This is a genomic window from Rahnella sp. GSA61A, from assembly GCF_019969905.1.
GTDB lineage: Bacteria > Pseudomonadota > Gammaproteobacteria > Enterobacterales > Enterobacteriaceae > Rahnella > Rahnella aceris.
The window spans coordinates 67,292-81,951 of record NZ_JAHXYO010000010.1 but is presented as its reverse complement, the minus strand read 5'-3'; the positions used below and the strand labels follow the sequence as shown (position 1 = coordinate 81,951).

The following is a 14,660-nucleotide window of genomic DNA, read 5'->3' as shown; positions in this document are numbered from 1 at the left end:
ATTCCCAATATTGGGATATTAAATCTGGCAAGTTAATTAGTGTGTTTCGAAAATGGGATTTTACTATTTACATAACAGGAAAGAATAATAATATCCATTATAAACAATAAGTTGAAAAAAATAAAAACATGGCATAGTAATTGCTTAGAGAATAGCGGGGACGGTATTCCAATTTTAAAAATTTGTTCATCACTCATTAATTACGCAGAAGGGGTGTGTATGTGGGAACGCAAACTATCGAACGCTGAAAAAAGTCTTTTCACACAGAAAATAACCGAGGATCTCGATAATCGTCATTTGACTATCTATGGCAAGCACGCTCATACAGACAAAGCATTATGTATTGTTAAGATTATTAATTATATGCTGGAGAATATTTCTGACGAGATCACACTTGAAGATCTGGAAAAGATATGTGGTAAAACCCGCTTTGATATTTGCCGCATATTCAAACATTTCTATGATGTCACGCCTATAAAGTGGATGTGGAAGGTCCGGCTGGCGCTGGCCAGGGAATTTATCCATTTAGCCCCTGAGTGGTCTTTGACAGATATCAGCTATGCTTGTGGATTTTCGTCGCTGCCGCATTTTTCCCGAAGTTTCAGCAAGACCTATAACGAGTCTCCGCTCAAATTCAAACAGAATGTCATCAGGACAACACGCCCGGAAATAAAAAAAGAATCATCAGATTATGATTTCATTTTCGGCATCCAGAGAAACAACTTTTCAAGAAGTATGTTAATCAGCAACCTGCACTTCTTATAATTATTAATAAGATTTCTTATGCCATTTTTTATTATTCTCTACACGCAATATCAGTTTTGGTTCATGGAAAGATGAAAAATCCTCATGCAAAGTATCCCTCAGAAAGTTTGAAATATAATTGAAAACAACAGGGTCACGTAATGCGCCGTTGTGGCCCTTTCCCTCTGTAACGATTAATTCACTTTTCTTCAATGAATGGCTCAGTATTTCGGCCTCATCCAGCTCAATACTGAGATCATTCTTATCATGCAATATCATGACAGGTTGCGTTATTGAACCGATAAGCTCGGGACCAATAACATCAGGATGGACACCATAGCGGCGCTGATAAAGCTTTTTCATCGATACGGCAATGCGCCTGGGCAGTTTATTATTGCGCACATATCTGTCCATCATTTTCCCGTAACTGCACGGACTGCCGATTAAAATCATCCGTTTAAAAAGCAGTCCCTGTAGCGCGGCCATGCAGCCAATTAATCCGCCGGTCGAATGACCAATGATCACAGAGAAGTGCCCGTAATGCTTTTCCATCTCCATAACGGCCCGCGACAGATCATAGAAAGACACTTTTTTTCCGGGAGAAATACCATGTGCGGGCAGGTCAGGCGCAAAAACCGTATAGCCTTTTTCCTGCAACCGCTGCGCCATCTGCCGTAACATTATACTCCGGCCATCCCACCCGTGAAGAAGCAACACTTTTTCTGCCTGGGGATCCGCTTGCGGATAAATGAAGACCTTAACAAAAGATTTGCGCCAATAAAGCTCCTCCTGCACGCAGCGACTGAGCAGCATGATTTCCCCCTGCTTATAGGGTAAAGGGCGGGTCTTTTCGAAAAGACGCAACGCGTATAACGCAGAAAGATAGGAAGACATGGCATGCAGGGAATATAAGTCGAATAAACTGATTAATTTGCATGCCCGGGTATAATGCGTCGCAGGCCTTATTTTGGCTTTCATCAGTAACGTCGGACGCAATCGCATAATGACCAAAACCCGCAGATAATTTTGGTGAACCAGCGATAAAAACAACAGGACGGGATAAAAGAAGCTATAAAACATTCTCACTTCCTATTTTATTGGCCAGCCGCCAGTATTCTCTGCCGAACGCGATAAAGTACACCACATTAAAGACAATGATCAGATTCATAATACTTTGCAGTTGCGAGAACTTATCCCATCCCACCAGCAAGGTGATGACAGTCAGCAATTCGATGATAACGGTTAATACCAATACCCGCCGGGCCTGTTCTAATTGTTCCAGCAATGCCTGAAGCGAGGCAACAAAAGACGTCATGAAAAACGTCGGTAACAGAATCAGTAAAATCTGGCTGCTGACATCCTGAATTATTCGGTCACCGGACAGAATTTTTATCAGACTCACTTCGGTGAAATAGATGCCGGAGGTCAGCAGAAGATAAATAATGCAAATAAAGGCTAACCCACGGTGCAGTAATCGTTTTAATTCTTCTCCGCTGCTGATGGCCAGCCGCTGGTTAATTAATATCGCCAGCGCGGATCCGCAGGCCACGGCGGGGATGACGATAAACATCCGAATCTTGGTCACAATCAGAAAACCAGCGACATATTGCTCACCCAGGGTGCCGATTAACGGGAATATCAGCAGAGAACTGAAAAACAGTACCACTAACGAGGCAAAAATGGGCATCCCCACCTGAAGCAAAAGCCCGCTGAGACGCGGAATAAATGCGCCGGGGCGGTCATCTTCCGCATGGCGACCGGTACGCCGTACCAGCCAAAGCGCGACCGGGATAAGCAGAGCAGAAGCCAGGGCGTTGGAAATAATAATCGAATTGAAGCCTAATCCATAAACCTGATAGCCGGTGTAGCAGATCAACGCATTCAGCACGATATACGCGATGACTAACAGCATGCTTAGCGCGCTTTTCCCCTGCCCGCGCAATGCGCTGTTACACATCTCAAGCTGAATAAACGGCAGCATGGAAAGGAAATAGAGCGGTAATGCCGAGGAATAAAATGCATTGCCGGCGACCGGCAACAGGGTTTGCAAAAGAGGAGCGCAAAGCGCCGTCACGCCGCTCAGCAGCGCCACAATCACGATGCCCAGTGTCGCCAGCAGGGAGGTCGCCGCCAGTACCTTTTGGCGGGACCACATATTCAGCGAACGGGCGCTGAAAACCTGATTGGTGATAGCCAGGCATTCCAGAATAGCCAGGAATAAGAAACTGAACGGCTGGAGCATCGAAAGCAAATAAATTGAACTGGTTTCTTTCCCGTGCCCCAGAATCGCGGTCTGAATGTTTTGCGAAAATGAGACGGCAATGGCCACCACGATCATCGGCCAGGCTAACTTCAGCAGGTCCGCGATATCTTTGCTCAGGCTGTTACGCCGTAGCAACGTCATCTCAGGTGAAGTATTCATACTCTACGCTCCTGACGTGCTGGCAACACGGTTATGGCAGCGTCTGCGACCTTCCCGTACAGGCTGTAAATCATCATCGACAGGTAAGAAAGGCTGTGCGTCGAGCCTGATAAATAGCCATGCCCGCCCATCAGTTTTTCTGCCCGGTTGGTTAGCTCCGTAATCTGCCAGTGATCCGCTTCCGGGTCAGCGTAGTCCTGCGCCGTAATGCGCATCTGCCACTGGAGCAAAAGTAAATCTGTCTGGTTGCTCAGATCGGCAAAATCCGCCTTCACTAACTGATGTCGGGTGGTTTTTATGCCAAAACTTTTTCGCGCGGATAAGTGCTTCCAGCTCATCGCCAGGATCTGGCTCAGGAGCCCCAGGCGCGCCGCAAAAGAAGCCATCAGCGGGATCGGATCATCAGTGATGGTTTCTGTGCCGGTATGCTGCAAAGCAATCCCGAGTGACGCCAGAATACGATCAGACTCAGCGTGCTGCTCCGCGCAGGTTTCACCTTCTGCTGCCAGAATCTGATACCCGCCGCAAAATACGCCGCTGGCCGGGTTGGCCCATTTCTGCCGCATCTGCCGGAAGGCTTCTGCCGGCTCATGGTCCCTGAACAAAAAGTAAAGTCGGGTAAACTCTGCTTCACACATCAGAGCTCTCCAGTTGCAGGTGCTGTTCAATCCATTGAATAAGTTTCCCGACAGTGGTGAATGCATCCTGGTTGATTTGATCAGGTTCAAACATCAGGCCGGGGATCTTTTCTTCCAGCGTTAATAAGAACTGTACAAATAATACTGAATCGAGATCCAAATCTTCATTAAAATCCGTTTCCGGCGTGATGTTGATTTTTGCAGACATGACATCATTTAATGCATCATTAACGGCTGACAGAAGTTGTGACATGGTTTACCTCATTATTTTCATTTTTTTCAATCAGGATACAGGACATCGTTATCCCCATCCCCATAGCAACACAGAGAATTCTTTTTCCTTCAAAGCTCTTTAATAAAGAAGACAAGTTAAATAAAATATCGGAGCAATAAGCGTGTCCATATCCTGATATATGCTCAGTAAAAAGCTCGCCCTTGAAGTTCAGTTTATCGGCAATTCTCCTGAGCATGGGTAAATCTATATTACCCGGAACAATCGCATCTATATGGTCAATCGTAAGGCTAAACTTATCCAGTACGTAAAGATAGAAATCATAATAATCTTGTTCGAGTGAGGAGAAAAGTTCCCGCCGTCGGGCAGCCGGAAATTCTCTGTGATTATTATAAAATGAAGACAGATGCCGCACGGCGGTTTGCTTGATTTGCCACGGTGAATGCCCCGCATTGAGGAGCATGGCAGCAGGAATTTCCGCCATAACACTATTATCAAGCTTATTAATATCACAGTGGAAAGCCTTTTCACCGGTGATGAGGATCATCGGTAACTGGCTTTTTATTACCCGGTTCTTTAATAAATGAATCGCCGACAAAGCCGATGCGCAATGATTGAGACTAATTGTTAATTTTTCCCAATGCCCGATTCCACAACGGGCCGCTATCTCATCAAGCCAGCAGTCATCAAAAAAAGTATTATGCGTTTGCGTTTTTGCATAGACCAAATATCCCCGCCCCTTAGCGACATTCAGATTTTCATTCACCAGAGTTGAAAGGGTTTCGTGTAACATTTCTGTATGGCTACCAGAGAACATTCCCACTGTGTGCAGAGAGTAATAACGTTCAAGTACCTTACGCGCGCCTGTTTTTAAATTATGAGATGATTCAAGCGTACTTAATGGCCTTAAAGAGATACGACCAGGCAACCAGCATAAATCATTAAGTGGCAACATATATTCTCACAGGGAATTATTTTAGAGTTATTATAAACGCAGTCCATAATCCCAGAAAAAAAACGTCTTTTTTGCCTGCAATTGCTTAAAGGGCAGGAATTCCCATTTTTGAATCCCAAAAATGGAATGTTATGAGTGTTCAGGAGGGAAAATCGGAAAGAACAGCGTACAAACGGAGCTGTTATAGCTGTACAAAGTGACCGTTGCTGACTTCGCGGTAATTACGCACCGGCGGCTGATAAGTGGCTGAGCGCAGCGGGCTGGCAAGCTCTTCCGGTACCACGGGACGTGTGCGGTGAACATCCGGGTCGGGCACCGGCACGGCGGCCAGCAGTTTGCGGGTATAGGCGTGTTGCGGGTTTTCGAAGATATCGGCACGCGAACCGATTTCGACGATTTCGCCCAGATACATCACCGCCACACGGTGACTGATGCGCTCGACCACCGCCATATCGTGCGAAATAAACAGATACGCCAGCCCGAGTTCCTGTTGCAGATCGAGCATCAGATTAATCACCTGCGCTTTGACTGACACATCCAGCGCCGACACGGCTTCATCAGCGATGATCATTTTCGGCTCCAGCGCCAGTGCGCGGGCAATACAGATACGCTGCCGCTGACCGCCGGAAAACTGGTGCGGAAAGCGCGTCGCCATATTGCTTTGCAAGCCGACCTGTTCCAGCAGTTGCGCCACGCGAATGCTGGCGCTGGCGGCATCATGCAAGCCGAGGCTTATCATCGGTTCGGCAATCGCCTGACCAATGCGCATTCTCGGGTTCAGGCTTTCATACGGATCCTGAAAAATCATCTGCGCCTGGGTGCGGATATCCGCCAGCCGTGCACTGTCAGCCCGGCGGATATCCTGCCCGCGGATCAGCACATCACCGGAAGTCGCTTCCGTGAGACGTAAAATCGTGCGTCCGGTGGTGGATTTCCCGCAGCCGGATTCCCCCACCAGTGACAGCGTTTCGCCCGGTTGCAGGCTGAATGACAGATCCTCCACCGCATGCACCCGGGCAGAAACACGGCGCAGCAGACCGGATCTGACATCAAAACGCGTCACCAGATTTTTAACCTCCAGCACCGGCTGACCGGTGCGCAGCGTATCGACAGACTCCGCCACCGGCAGCACTTCGCCGGTTTGGCTGTCGGTCAGCGGGAAGCGTTTCGGCAGCGCCACGCCGTTCATCGCGCCCAGTCGCGGCACCGCCGACAGCAGCGCGCGCGTATAAGGAAGTGTGGGATGATGGAAGATTTCCCGCGTGGTTGCCTGTTCCACGGCTTCGCCACGGTGCATCACCAGCGTGCGATCCGCCACTTCCGCCACCACGCCCATATCATGGGTGATGAACAGCACGGACATGCCCTCTTCTTCCTGCAAGGATTTGATCAGCGCCAGAATTTGCGCCTGAATGGTGACATCCAGTGCCGTCGTCGGTTCATCCGCAATCAGCAAACGCGGATTACAGGCCAGCGCGATAGCAATCACCACGCGCTGACGCATGCCGCCGGAAAAACTCAGCGGATATTCATTGAGTCGTGCGGTGGCCGCCGGAATACGTACTTTCTCCAGCAACCGGACGGCTTCGGCGCGCGCGGTTTTATCGTCCATGCCGCGATGGCGTTTGAGCACTTCGGTGATTTGCACGCCGATTTTCAGCACCGGATTCAGGCTGGTCATCGGCTCCTGAAAAATCATGCCGATGCGGTTGCCGCGAATGCTTTGCATCTGCGAACGGTTGAGACTCAGTAAATCCTGACCGTCAAACCGGATGTTGCCGGAATAACGGGTCTGCTTTTCATCCAGCAAACGCATGACGGACATCGCCGTCACACTTTTACCCGAACCGGATTCGCCCACCAGCGCCAGCGTTTCTTTCGGGCCAATCGAGAACGAAAGGTCCCGCACCACATTCAGCCATTCGCCGCCCACGGAAAACGCGGTATTCAGTTTATCGACCTGTAAAACCGGGGGTTGCATCATCAATCTTTATTCCGCGGGTTGAGGATATCGCGCAGGGCGTCACCCACTAAGTTGATGGCGACGATCAGTACCAGCAGCGTGACGCCGGGGAAGAAGCTTATCCAGTAATCGCCGGACATCAGGTAATCAAAACCGTTGGCAATCAGCAGGCCGAGCGAAGGCTCGGTCACCGGCAAACCGATGCCAAGAAACGACAGCGTGGCTTCGAGCATAATGGCGTAAGCAATACGCATGGTCGCCACCACAATCAGCGGCGGCAGGCAGTTGGGCAGAATATGGCGGAACAGAATGCGCGGACTGGAAAGCGCCATGCTGCGCGCAGCGTCCACGTAGCTGCGGCGGCGTTCGAGCAGCGCCGAGCCGCGAATGGTGCGTGCGTAATACGCCCATTGCGTGACCACCAGCGCCAGTATGATTTTATCGACACCCTGCCCGAGTGCCGCCAGCAAAATCAGCGCAATCAGGATCGGCGGGAAGCTGAGCTGGATATCGACAATACGCATGATCAGTGCGTCCGTTTTGCCGCCAACGTAAGCGCTGATCAGCCCCAGTGCTGCGCCAATGGTCAGCGCAATCATCGCGCTGGAGACACCCACCAGCAGACTGGTTCGCGTGCCGTACAAAATCGCGCTCAGCAAATCGCGCCCCTGATCGTCAGTGCCCAGCCAGTAAATCATGCCACTCATACTGGTGGTGCCCGGTTTCAGGCGGCCATCCATGATGTCGAGCTGCGATAAATCGTACGGATTTTGTGGCGAGATCCACGGCGCCAGCACCGCCAGCACAATGGCGATACCTAAAATGATCAGACCGCATAAGGAGAATTTGTTGCGCAGCAGCGCACGCACGGTGTGGTAAAACGCGGAATGCGGTTTGCCCTGAACAGCGCTGCGCGAATGTACGGAATCAGACGCCATCAGTTTTCGCCCCCCAGCCGGACGCGCGGATCCACCAGCACATACAGCACATCCACCAGCAGATTAATCAGGCTGAACATCACCACGGTGATCATCAGATACGCCAGGATCACCGGGCGGTCGAGTACGGCGATAGAATCGATGATCAGCTTGCCCATGCCCGGCCAGGCGTAAATGGTTTCAGTGACTACTGCGAAAGCAATCAGCGAGCCCAGCTCAAGGCCGATGACGGTAATCAGCGGGATCAGGGTGTTTTTCAATACGTGAACCAGCACGATGCGGCTTTCCGATAAACCCTTGGCGCGGGCGAAACGGATGAAGTCCTGTTGCAGGCATTCGAGCACACCCGCGCGGGTCAGACGGATAATCAGCGAGATTTTAAACAGCGCCAGATTCAGGGCGGGCAGGATCAGATGCGCGAGACCGTCGGCGGTAAACAGACTGACGGGGACGCCGAAAATGTCTACCGTGGCACCGCGCCCGGAGGCCGGAAGCACGCCGAGTTTGACGCTGAACAGCATGATCATCATCAGGCCAATCCAGAACGTCGGCAGGCTGAAGCCTAAAATTGAGACGGTCATGATCGACTTCGATAACCAGCCGTCAGGGCGCAGACCGGCGTATACGCCGAGCGGAATGCCGGTCACCAGCGCCAGCACAAACGCCACCAGCGCCAGTTCAAGCGTGGCGGGCATACGCTGGAAAATCAGGTGCAGCGCGGGCTGATTGTAGATGAAGGAGTTACCCATATCGCCATGCAGGGCATTGACCACGAACAGGCCATACTGCTCCCACACCGGTTTATCGAGGCCAAAAGACTGGATCACACTCAGGCGTTCAGCAGGCGTCGCGGTCGTGCTGAGCAGCAGGTCAACCGGATTGCCGACCAGATACACGCCGCCGAAAACCAGCAACGACATCACCAGCAGCGTCAGCAACGTTTGCCCGAAACGCCCGAGCAGGTAACGGCTCATGCGTTTGCGTCGCCATCGCGGCTGCCGTATCGCGAGAAAACACGGCGCAGCAGACTGAAAAAGCCGTATTCATCCACTTTCTGCATGACCGTGGCGTTAGGCGGCGTCGACAGTTTGTTCCAGAAATCCGCGTAGGTATATCCGGCGGTAGTACCGGAAACCGCTACGCCCACGCGCGCGGGCTGGCCTTCAAACAGGCCTGGCTGCAACAACCACGCGACGGTGGTGGCGTCATGCACCGGCCCGCCTTCGCGGCCAAACCGGTTGAGATCACTGCGGTCAAACGCATTAAGTAAAGCAGAAGTAGATTCGCCCGGCAGGCCGCCATCCTGTTTTAATGCTTCAATATCATCTGCGCTGATCAGCGCCTGAAAAGTCATATCTAGCGGCATGATGATCAATGGCACGCCGCTGTTAAACACTTTTTCGGCGGCATGCGGATCGGCATAGACGTTAAATTCAGCCCACGGCACGCGATGGCCGAGGGCGGTAAAGGCGCAGCTCATGGTGACGATCTGTTTAATGCCACGCGCGACGTCCGGGTGCATTCCCAGCGCCAGCGCAATATTGGTCATCGGACCGATGACGCACAAGGTGATCGGTGAGTTCTCTCCGGCGGCCTGTCGTAATGTCCGCACCAGAAAATCCACCGCGTGTCCGGCCTGCGGTTGCAGTTCCGTGTCTGGCACCAGTTCATTTTTGAACGCGCCAATGTGTGCGTATTTGCCATAAACCTGTTCACGCACCAGCGGACCGGGTGCGCCGGCATAAACGGGCGTAGCGGTCCTGCCAGACAACGCGACAATTTTGCAGGCATTGCGCACGGTGTCTTGCAGCGCCACGTTGCCAGCGACAACGGTCACACCAAGCACATCCAGTTCCGGCGAGGCCAGCGCCAGCCACAACGCGATGGCGTCATCCACGCCAGGATCGGTATCGATAATGATGCGCTGGCTCATAATTTTATTTCCCGGCATAACGTGAAAGCAGTTCGTAAAACAGCGCGAAGACTTTGTCGGCCTCTGCGTGCGTGACGATATCAACGTTGGGTGTCAGTCCCGACTTGCCATACCAGTCAGCGACGGTTTGCCCCATACACAACTCGCTGTCGTGTTCGACAAACACCCGCGCTTTTTCGGTGCTGAACAGTTCCGGCGCCAGTACGTAAGCAATCACCAGCGGATCGTGTAACGGCCCGCCGCGTGAACCGTAACGGCGCACGTCGTTGCGATCCCAGAACGCCATTAATTCGCCCAACTGAACGGAGATCCGCCCGGAGACTTTGATAAATTTCGCCACATGTTCCGGCGTCAGAATCACCTGATGCGTGGCATCGAGCGGTAAAACCGTGATGTTCAGATCCGAGGAAAACACAATATGCGCGGCATGGGGATCGGCGAGCATATTGAATTCAGAGGTCATGGTGCGGTTACCGGCTTCGCGATACGCACCGCCCATCAGCACCACGCGACCAATACCCTCAGTGATCCCAGGTTTCATGCGCAGCGCCGTTGCCAGATTGGTCAGTGGCCCGAGCACGCACAGCGTCAGTGGCTGATTATGTTCAATCGCCTGCTCACAGCGGCTGATCAGAAAGTTAACGGCATGAACGGCGTCAGCCTGTTTCTGTGGCGCGGGAAAGGTGGTATTACCCAGACCGTTTTCGCCGTGAAACTGGCCGTGGATCGGCGCGCGCAGCAGCGGCTGATGACAACCGGCAAACACCGGGATATCCAGCCGGTAACCCAGCTCGGTAATTTGCAGCGCATTACGTGTGGTATTCGCCAGCGGCTGATTGCCACACACGGTGCAAATGCCGAGAATGTTCAGTTGCGGCGCGACGAACGCGCTGAGCAGTGCAATGGCGTCGTCAATGCCCGGATCGCAGTCAATGATCACCGGCAGGGTTTTCACAGCGCCCCCACGGAACGTAAAACGTCAGCGATTTCCTGACGCGCGGCCTGATTTAATGGCACCTGCGGCGGCAACGGATCGCCGACCTCAAAACCCTGCAATTGCAGCGCGGCTTTAATACAACCGGCGATAGAATATTTGGCGAAGATTTCATTGATACGCCACAGCGGACGCTGCAACTCCATCGCCTTTTTCCAGTCGCCCTGCTTCGCGGCCTCATACAGCGCCAGACTTTGCTTCGGCACAATACAGGCCGGACCTGCCATCCAGCCCACGCCGCCAATCAGCATCACGCAGGCAGGAATGTGTGCCGATGCGGCAAATACCTGCATCCGCCCCTGCGTGCGTTCGATAATCGACAACAACCGGCCGGTATTGGTCGAGGCATCTTTAATATAGTTGATATTTTCCACGTGACTGAGCCGCTCGATGACAGGCAGGCTGAGATCAGAACGCTGGAACTGCGGATTGGTATACAGCACAACCGGCAGCTTTCCGGCTGCGGTCGCGATGGCACGAAAATAATCCTCGACGCCCTGTTCGGGCACCGGGAAATAGGCCTCGAGGATCGCCAGAATACCGTCGACACCCAGCGCGCCGTAGCGAGCGGTTTGCGCTACGGCGTCCTGAATGGTGGTGGCTGCGACACCGGCAATAACCGGAACGCGGCCTCGAGCGGCTTCAACGACAATTTTCACTATCTCCGTGCGTTGTTCTGCATTGAGATAAGCGAATTCACCTGTACTGCCGAGCGGCGTCAGACCATGCACCCCGCTGTTTATCAGGTGTTCGACCAGCGCGGTTAACACTGGTTTGTCTATCTGGCCGCCATCAGTGACCGGCGAAACCAGATAGGGATACACACCGCTAAAAGAAGTCATAGCTTCTCTCTCTTTTAGTAAACTACTACCTTAGTACAGCCCTGGTGTTGGTGCTGTATTCCCGCCTGGGTTTGGTATGCACTTTGCGTTTACTTACTGTTTCTTATGGACAAAGTACGGCAACGTATAGCCATCTGAGCGACCAACGTAGGTATAAGGTGTTTTCATCGCCCAGGTGTATGAAAGGAACAACAGCGGAATGGTGCCTTCGTCTTTCATCGCAATCTCTGTGGCGTGTTGCAGTAACTTTTCACGCTGGCCATCGTCGAGAGTTTCCCGCGCCTGCAGCAGTGTTTTATCAAATTCAGGGTTCGAGTAACGCCCGCGATTGCCTTGTCCGCCGTTCGGACCGAAGGTTTCGAGTAATGGTCCCAGCACACCGGAGGCTTCACCGGTTTCAATCGCCGCACCGCCCATAATCAGGCTGAAATCGCGTTTGGATGCACGGGAGAAATACACGCTGCCCGGCATGGTCACGACGTCAGTTTTAATGCCAACGCGGCTGAACATCTGGCCGAGCGCCTGCGCAATTTTAGAATCGTTCGGATAACGGTCATTCGACGCATGGAACGTCAGCGTAAAACCATCCGGATAACCGGCCTGCGCCAGCAATTGTTTCGCTTTCACCGGATCGTAAACCGGTGCGGCAATCGACGGCGTATAGCCGAAGTAACCTTTCGGCACCAGTTGCGACGCCGGAACGCCCTGCCCGTCCATAATGCGATCCACAATCGCCTGACGGTTTATCGCCAGCGACATCGCCTCACGCACTTCGCGTTTTTTCAGCGGATTGCTGCCATCCGGCCCTTTGGCGAATGGCGACACATCGCGATCCTGATCCGGATGTAAATACAAAATACGGTTACCGGCGACAGATTCCAGATGCAGGCTGGCTTGTTTGCCCAGATCCCGCCCGTCTGCCGTCGGCACGCTTTCAATCATATCAACGTCGCCTGAACGCATTGCCGCCACGCGGGCACTCGGGTTTTTGAACACGCGCAAGGTGACGTTATCCCACTGCGGTTTTCCGCCCCAGTACTGATCGTTACGCGCCAGCACGACGTTATCGTCCGGTGTCCAGCTGACAAATTTGAACGGGCCGGTACCGATGACATCTTTCCCTTCATTAAGGGTTTGCGATCCGACCGTCTCAAGCCGGGCCGGTAAAATAGCAACACGGCTTAAGTTGTTAAGTAATAATGGTGTTGGCGCTTTGGTGACAATTCTCACCGTTAAAGGATTCACTTCGGTGACGTCAGCGATATCGTTGACGTACGGCGTATAGGCGCTCGGGCTGTTTTTTGAGGCCAGCGCCACGCGTTTCACGCTGGCAATCACATCTTTGGCAGTGAAATCGCTGCCATCGTGGAATTTCACACCGGGACGCAGGGCAAATTCCCAGGTGGTGTCGTTGATGACTTTCCATGACACTGCAAGCGCTGGCGTTATGTGTTGTTTTTCGTCCTGATTCACCAGGCCGTCGAATATGTTGCGTGCCATCGCACTGTTGGCACCGCCGACGTAAAACTGCGGATCCATAGACGTGGTAGATGCGGCAAGGCCGATATTAAGATCAGCAGCCTGTACGGTCTGTAAAGCAAAAAGCGTGGCCAGTGCTGAGGAAAGCACTCCTGCCAAAACGGACTTTCTCATTCATTTAACCCTTAATTATTTTAGATTTTCAGGCAATGTGTATCAGATCGTAAACTGGAGTCTAGGGGGTGGACTTCTGAATTGAAAATTGTATTTTGTGTTACATCCATAAACAAATGTTATGGATATTGAGGATGCATATGAAAATTAATCCCAGACAGGTAGAAGCTTTTCACAAGGTGATCCTTACCGGTGGCATGACCGCCGCCGCCAATATGATGAACATTACGCAGCCTGCGGTCAGCCGCCTGATCCGCGATTTCGAATATGCGGTTGATCTGAAGCTGTTTGACCGCGACGGACGCGGGTTGATCCCGCGCGACGATGCCATCAAGTTGTATCGTGAAGTCGAGCGTTTGTATCTCGGACTTGAACATATTTCACGTATCGCCGACGAAATACGTCATTCAAAAGGCAGCGTTTTGCGCATTGGTACGGTTGCGGCGCTTTCCGCGCTGTGCGTCGAACACATTTTGCCGCCGCTGATTGAGAGTATTGACGATATCTCGCTGTTTCTGGATATCGAAAGCACGACGCACATCACCGATGTGGTGACCAGCAATCAGTACGACGTCGGGTTCATTTTCGGTAAGCCGGATGTGAAGGGGCTGGAAGCGGAAATGCTGGCGCGGGCCAATGCCGTTGCCGTGATGTCACCACGTCACCCGCTGGCCAAACAGAATGTCGTCACCGCGATGGATCTGACGCGTTACCGCCCTATTATACCCGGGCGCAAAACGCCGCTGCGTGAACAGCTCGATCAGGTGATGAGCCGCCTCGACTTATATATGAATAACCCGATTGAAACGTCGCTGAACAATTGTTGTGTGATGGCGGGGAATAATCTGGGTATCGGTGTGGTGGATTTCATCACGGCTCGCAGCCACAAAAGCGATATCGTGCTTAAGCCGTTTACGCCAGATATCAGCATCGCCTATCTCGCCGTTTTCCCGCCGCAGATCCCGAAAAGCCGTCTGGTGGAACATATCACCAAAGAAATGAAGACATTAATTGAAGGCTATTTGTAAAACTCCCCCGTCAGGTTCGCCAAAATCGTACCAGTGAGTCCAACGTGTTCCCCTTCTCCCCTTTATGGTGAGAAGTCTGCGGACGGCTGGTACGTTTAATTAGATGAAAAACGTATATCAAACACTTCAGTTATCAAAATAACGAATAAAACACTTTATTTTATTCTTTAAAATCAATGAATAAAATTTACCTGCATAAATAATAATCTAATCTATAATAATTTACCTAATTTCAAACTCTTCGTTACACATTCACAACCTCGATGAGAAGTATTACTCTTTGCGCGAAATTGTTCTATTTGGTTCATTTAATAACGG

The 14,660-nt window shown here is 51.8% G+C and carries 14 protein-coding genes; 2 read left to right on the top strand and 12 right to left on the bottom strand.

Features of this window, described 5'->3' with window-relative positions; all coding sequences use genetic code 11:
• Window positions 1–219 precede the first annotated feature (219 nt).
• Window positions 220–765: a helix-turn-helix transcriptional regulator gene (locus LC431_RS14230; RefSeq protein ID WP_013577965.1), complete on the top strand. Its 546-nt coding sequence runs from the start codon at window positions 220–222 to the stop codon at window positions 763–765.
• Between the two features lie 3 nt (window positions 766–768).
• On the opposite strand, the gene LC431_RS14225 is transcribed toward LC431_RS14230, so the two are convergent.
• From LC431_RS14225 to LC431_RS14170, 12 genes are all read right to left on the bottom strand, one after another.
• Window positions 769–1,824: an alpha/beta fold hydrolase gene (locus LC431_RS14225; RefSeq protein WP_013577966.1), complete on the bottom strand. Its 1,056-nt coding sequence runs from the start codon at window positions 1,822–1,824 to the stop codon at window positions 769–771.
• Complete coding sequence (locus LC431_RS14220) at window positions 1,814–3,166, bottom strand: MATE family efflux transporter (protein WP_119262380.1); 1,353 nt, start codon at window positions 3,164–3,166, stop codon at window positions 1,814–1,816. The genes LC431_RS14225 and LC431_RS14220 overlap by 11 nt, the downstream gene beginning before the upstream one ends.
• The gene (locus tag LC431_RS14215; protein ID WP_223510010.1) at window positions 3,163–3,732 is read right to left on the bottom strand and encodes a hypothetical protein; all 570 of its coding nucleotides are present in this window, start codon (window positions 3,730–3,732) and stop codon (window positions 3,163–3,165) included. The genes LC431_RS14220 and LC431_RS14215 overlap by 4 nt, the downstream gene beginning before the upstream one ends.
• 64 nt (window positions 3,733–3,796) lie before the next feature.
• The gene (locus tag LC431_RS14210; protein ID WP_013577969.1) at window positions 3,797–4,057 is read right to left on the bottom strand and encodes an acyl carrier protein; all 261 of its coding nucleotides are present in this window, start codon (window positions 4,055–4,057) and stop codon (window positions 3,797–3,799) included.
• Window positions 4,032–4,991, bottom strand: coding sequence for a 3-oxoacyl-[acyl-carrier-protein] synthase III C-terminal domain-containing protein (locus LC431_RS14205; RefSeq protein WP_121019847.1), 960 nt, complete (start codon window positions 4,989–4,991; stop codon window positions 4,032–4,034). The genes LC431_RS14210 and LC431_RS14205 overlap by 26 nt, the downstream gene beginning before the upstream one ends.
• Window positions 4,992–5,172: 181 nt before the next feature.
• Window positions 5,173–6,972: an ABC transporter ATP-binding protein gene (locus LC431_RS14200; RefSeq protein ID WP_223510036.1), complete on the bottom strand. Its 1,800-nt coding sequence runs from the start codon at window positions 6,970–6,972 to the stop codon at window positions 5,173–5,175.
• Window positions 6,973–6,974: 2 nt separating this feature from the next.
• Entirely contained in the window at window positions 6,975–7,892 is a 918-nt protein-coding gene (locus LC431_RS14195) for an ABC transporter permease (protein WP_112151490.1), read from the bottom strand.
• Window positions 7,892–8,866 carry an ABC transporter permease gene (locus LC431_RS14190; protein ID WP_014416605.1) on the bottom strand — a complete coding sequence of 325 codons (975 nt, stop codon included), beginning with the start codon at window positions 8,864–8,866 and terminating at the stop codon, window positions 7,892–7,894. The genes LC431_RS14195 and LC431_RS14190 overlap by 1 nt, the downstream gene beginning before the upstream one ends.
• On the bottom strand, window positions 8,863–9,825 hold the full coding sequence (locus LC431_RS14185) for a nucleoside hydrolase (protein ID WP_112197107.1): 963 nt from the start codon (window positions 9,823–9,825) through the stop codon (window positions 8,863–8,865). The genes LC431_RS14190 and LC431_RS14185 overlap by 4 nt, the downstream gene beginning before the upstream one ends.
• 4 nt (window positions 9,826–9,829) lie before the next feature.
• On the bottom strand, window positions 9,830–10,780 hold the full coding sequence (locus tag LC431_RS14180; RefSeq protein ID WP_013577975.1) for a nucleoside hydrolase: 951 nt from the start codon (window positions 10,778–10,780) through the stop codon (window positions 9,830–9,832).
• On the bottom strand, window positions 10,777–11,661 hold the full coding sequence (locus tag LC431_RS14175) for a dihydrodipicolinate synthase family protein (RefSeq protein WP_013577976.1): 885 nt from the start codon (window positions 11,659–11,661) through the stop codon (window positions 10,777–10,779). Before LC431_RS14175 ends, LC431_RS14180 begins: the two co-directional genes overlap by 4 nt.
• Window positions 11,662–11,754: 93 nt before the next feature.
• Entirely contained in the window at window positions 11,755–13,314 is a 1,560-nt protein-coding gene (locus LC431_RS14170; RefSeq protein ID WP_168444320.1) for an ABC transporter substrate-binding protein, read from the bottom strand.
• 140 nt (window positions 13,315–13,454) lie between these two features.
• Between LC431_RS14170 and LC431_RS14165 the strand changes: the two genes are divergently transcribed.
• On the top strand, window positions 13,455–14,342 hold the full coding sequence (locus LC431_RS14165) for a LysR family transcriptional regulator (RefSeq protein ID WP_013577978.1): 888 nt from the start codon (window positions 13,455–13,457) through the stop codon (window positions 14,340–14,342).
• Window positions 14,343–14,660 lie beyond the last annotated feature (318 nt).

Coding starts and splice junctions, on each gene's coding strand:
- LC431_RS14230 (WP_013577965.1), top strand. CDS start 220: ATGTGGGAACGCAAACTATCGAACGCTGAAAAAAGTCTTTTCACACAG.
- LC431_RS14200 (WP_223510036.1), bottom strand. CDS start 6,972: ATGCAACCCCCGGTTTTACAGGTCGATAAACTGAATACCGCGTTTTCC.
- LC431_RS14225 (WP_013577966.1), bottom strand. CDS start 1,824: ATGTTTTATAGCTTCTTTTATCCCGTCCTGTTGTTTTTATCGCTGGTT.
- LC431_RS14190 (WP_014416605.1), bottom strand. CDS start 8,866: ATGAGCCGTTACCTGCTCGGGCGTTTCGGGCAAACGTTGCTGACGCTG.
- LC431_RS14170 (WP_168444320.1), bottom strand. CDS start 13,314: ATGAGAAAGTCCGTTTTGGCAGGAGTGCTTTCCTCAGCACTGGCCACG.
- LC431_RS14195 (WP_112151490.1), bottom strand. CDS start 7,892: ATGGCGTCTGATTCCGTACATTCGCGCAGCGCTGTTCAGGGCAAACCG.
- LC431_RS14210 (WP_013577969.1), bottom strand. CDS start 4,057: ATGTCACAACTTCTGTCAGCCGTTAATGATGCATTAAATGATGTCATG.
- LC431_RS14205 (WP_121019847.1), bottom strand. CDS start 4,991: ATGTTGCCACTTAATGATTTATGCTGGTTGCCTGGTCGTATCTCTTTA.
- LC431_RS14185 (WP_112197107.1), bottom strand. CDS start 9,825: ATGAGCCAGCGCATCATTATCGATACCGATCCTGGCGTGGATGACGCC.
- LC431_RS14215 (WP_223510010.1), bottom strand. CDS start 3,732: ATGCGGCAGAAATGGGCCAACCCGGCCAGCGGCGTATTTTGCGGCGGG.
- LC431_RS14175 (WP_013577976.1), bottom strand. CDS start 11,661: ATGACTTCTTTTAGCGGTGTGTATCCCTATCTGGTTTCGCCGGTCACT.
- LC431_RS14220 (WP_119262380.1), bottom strand. CDS start 3,166: ATGAATACTTCACCTGAGATGACGTTGCTACGGCGTAACAGCCTGAGC.
- LC431_RS14165 (WP_013577978.1), top strand. CDS start 13,455: ATGAAAATTAATCCCAGACAGGTAGAAGCTTTTCACAAGGTGATCCTT.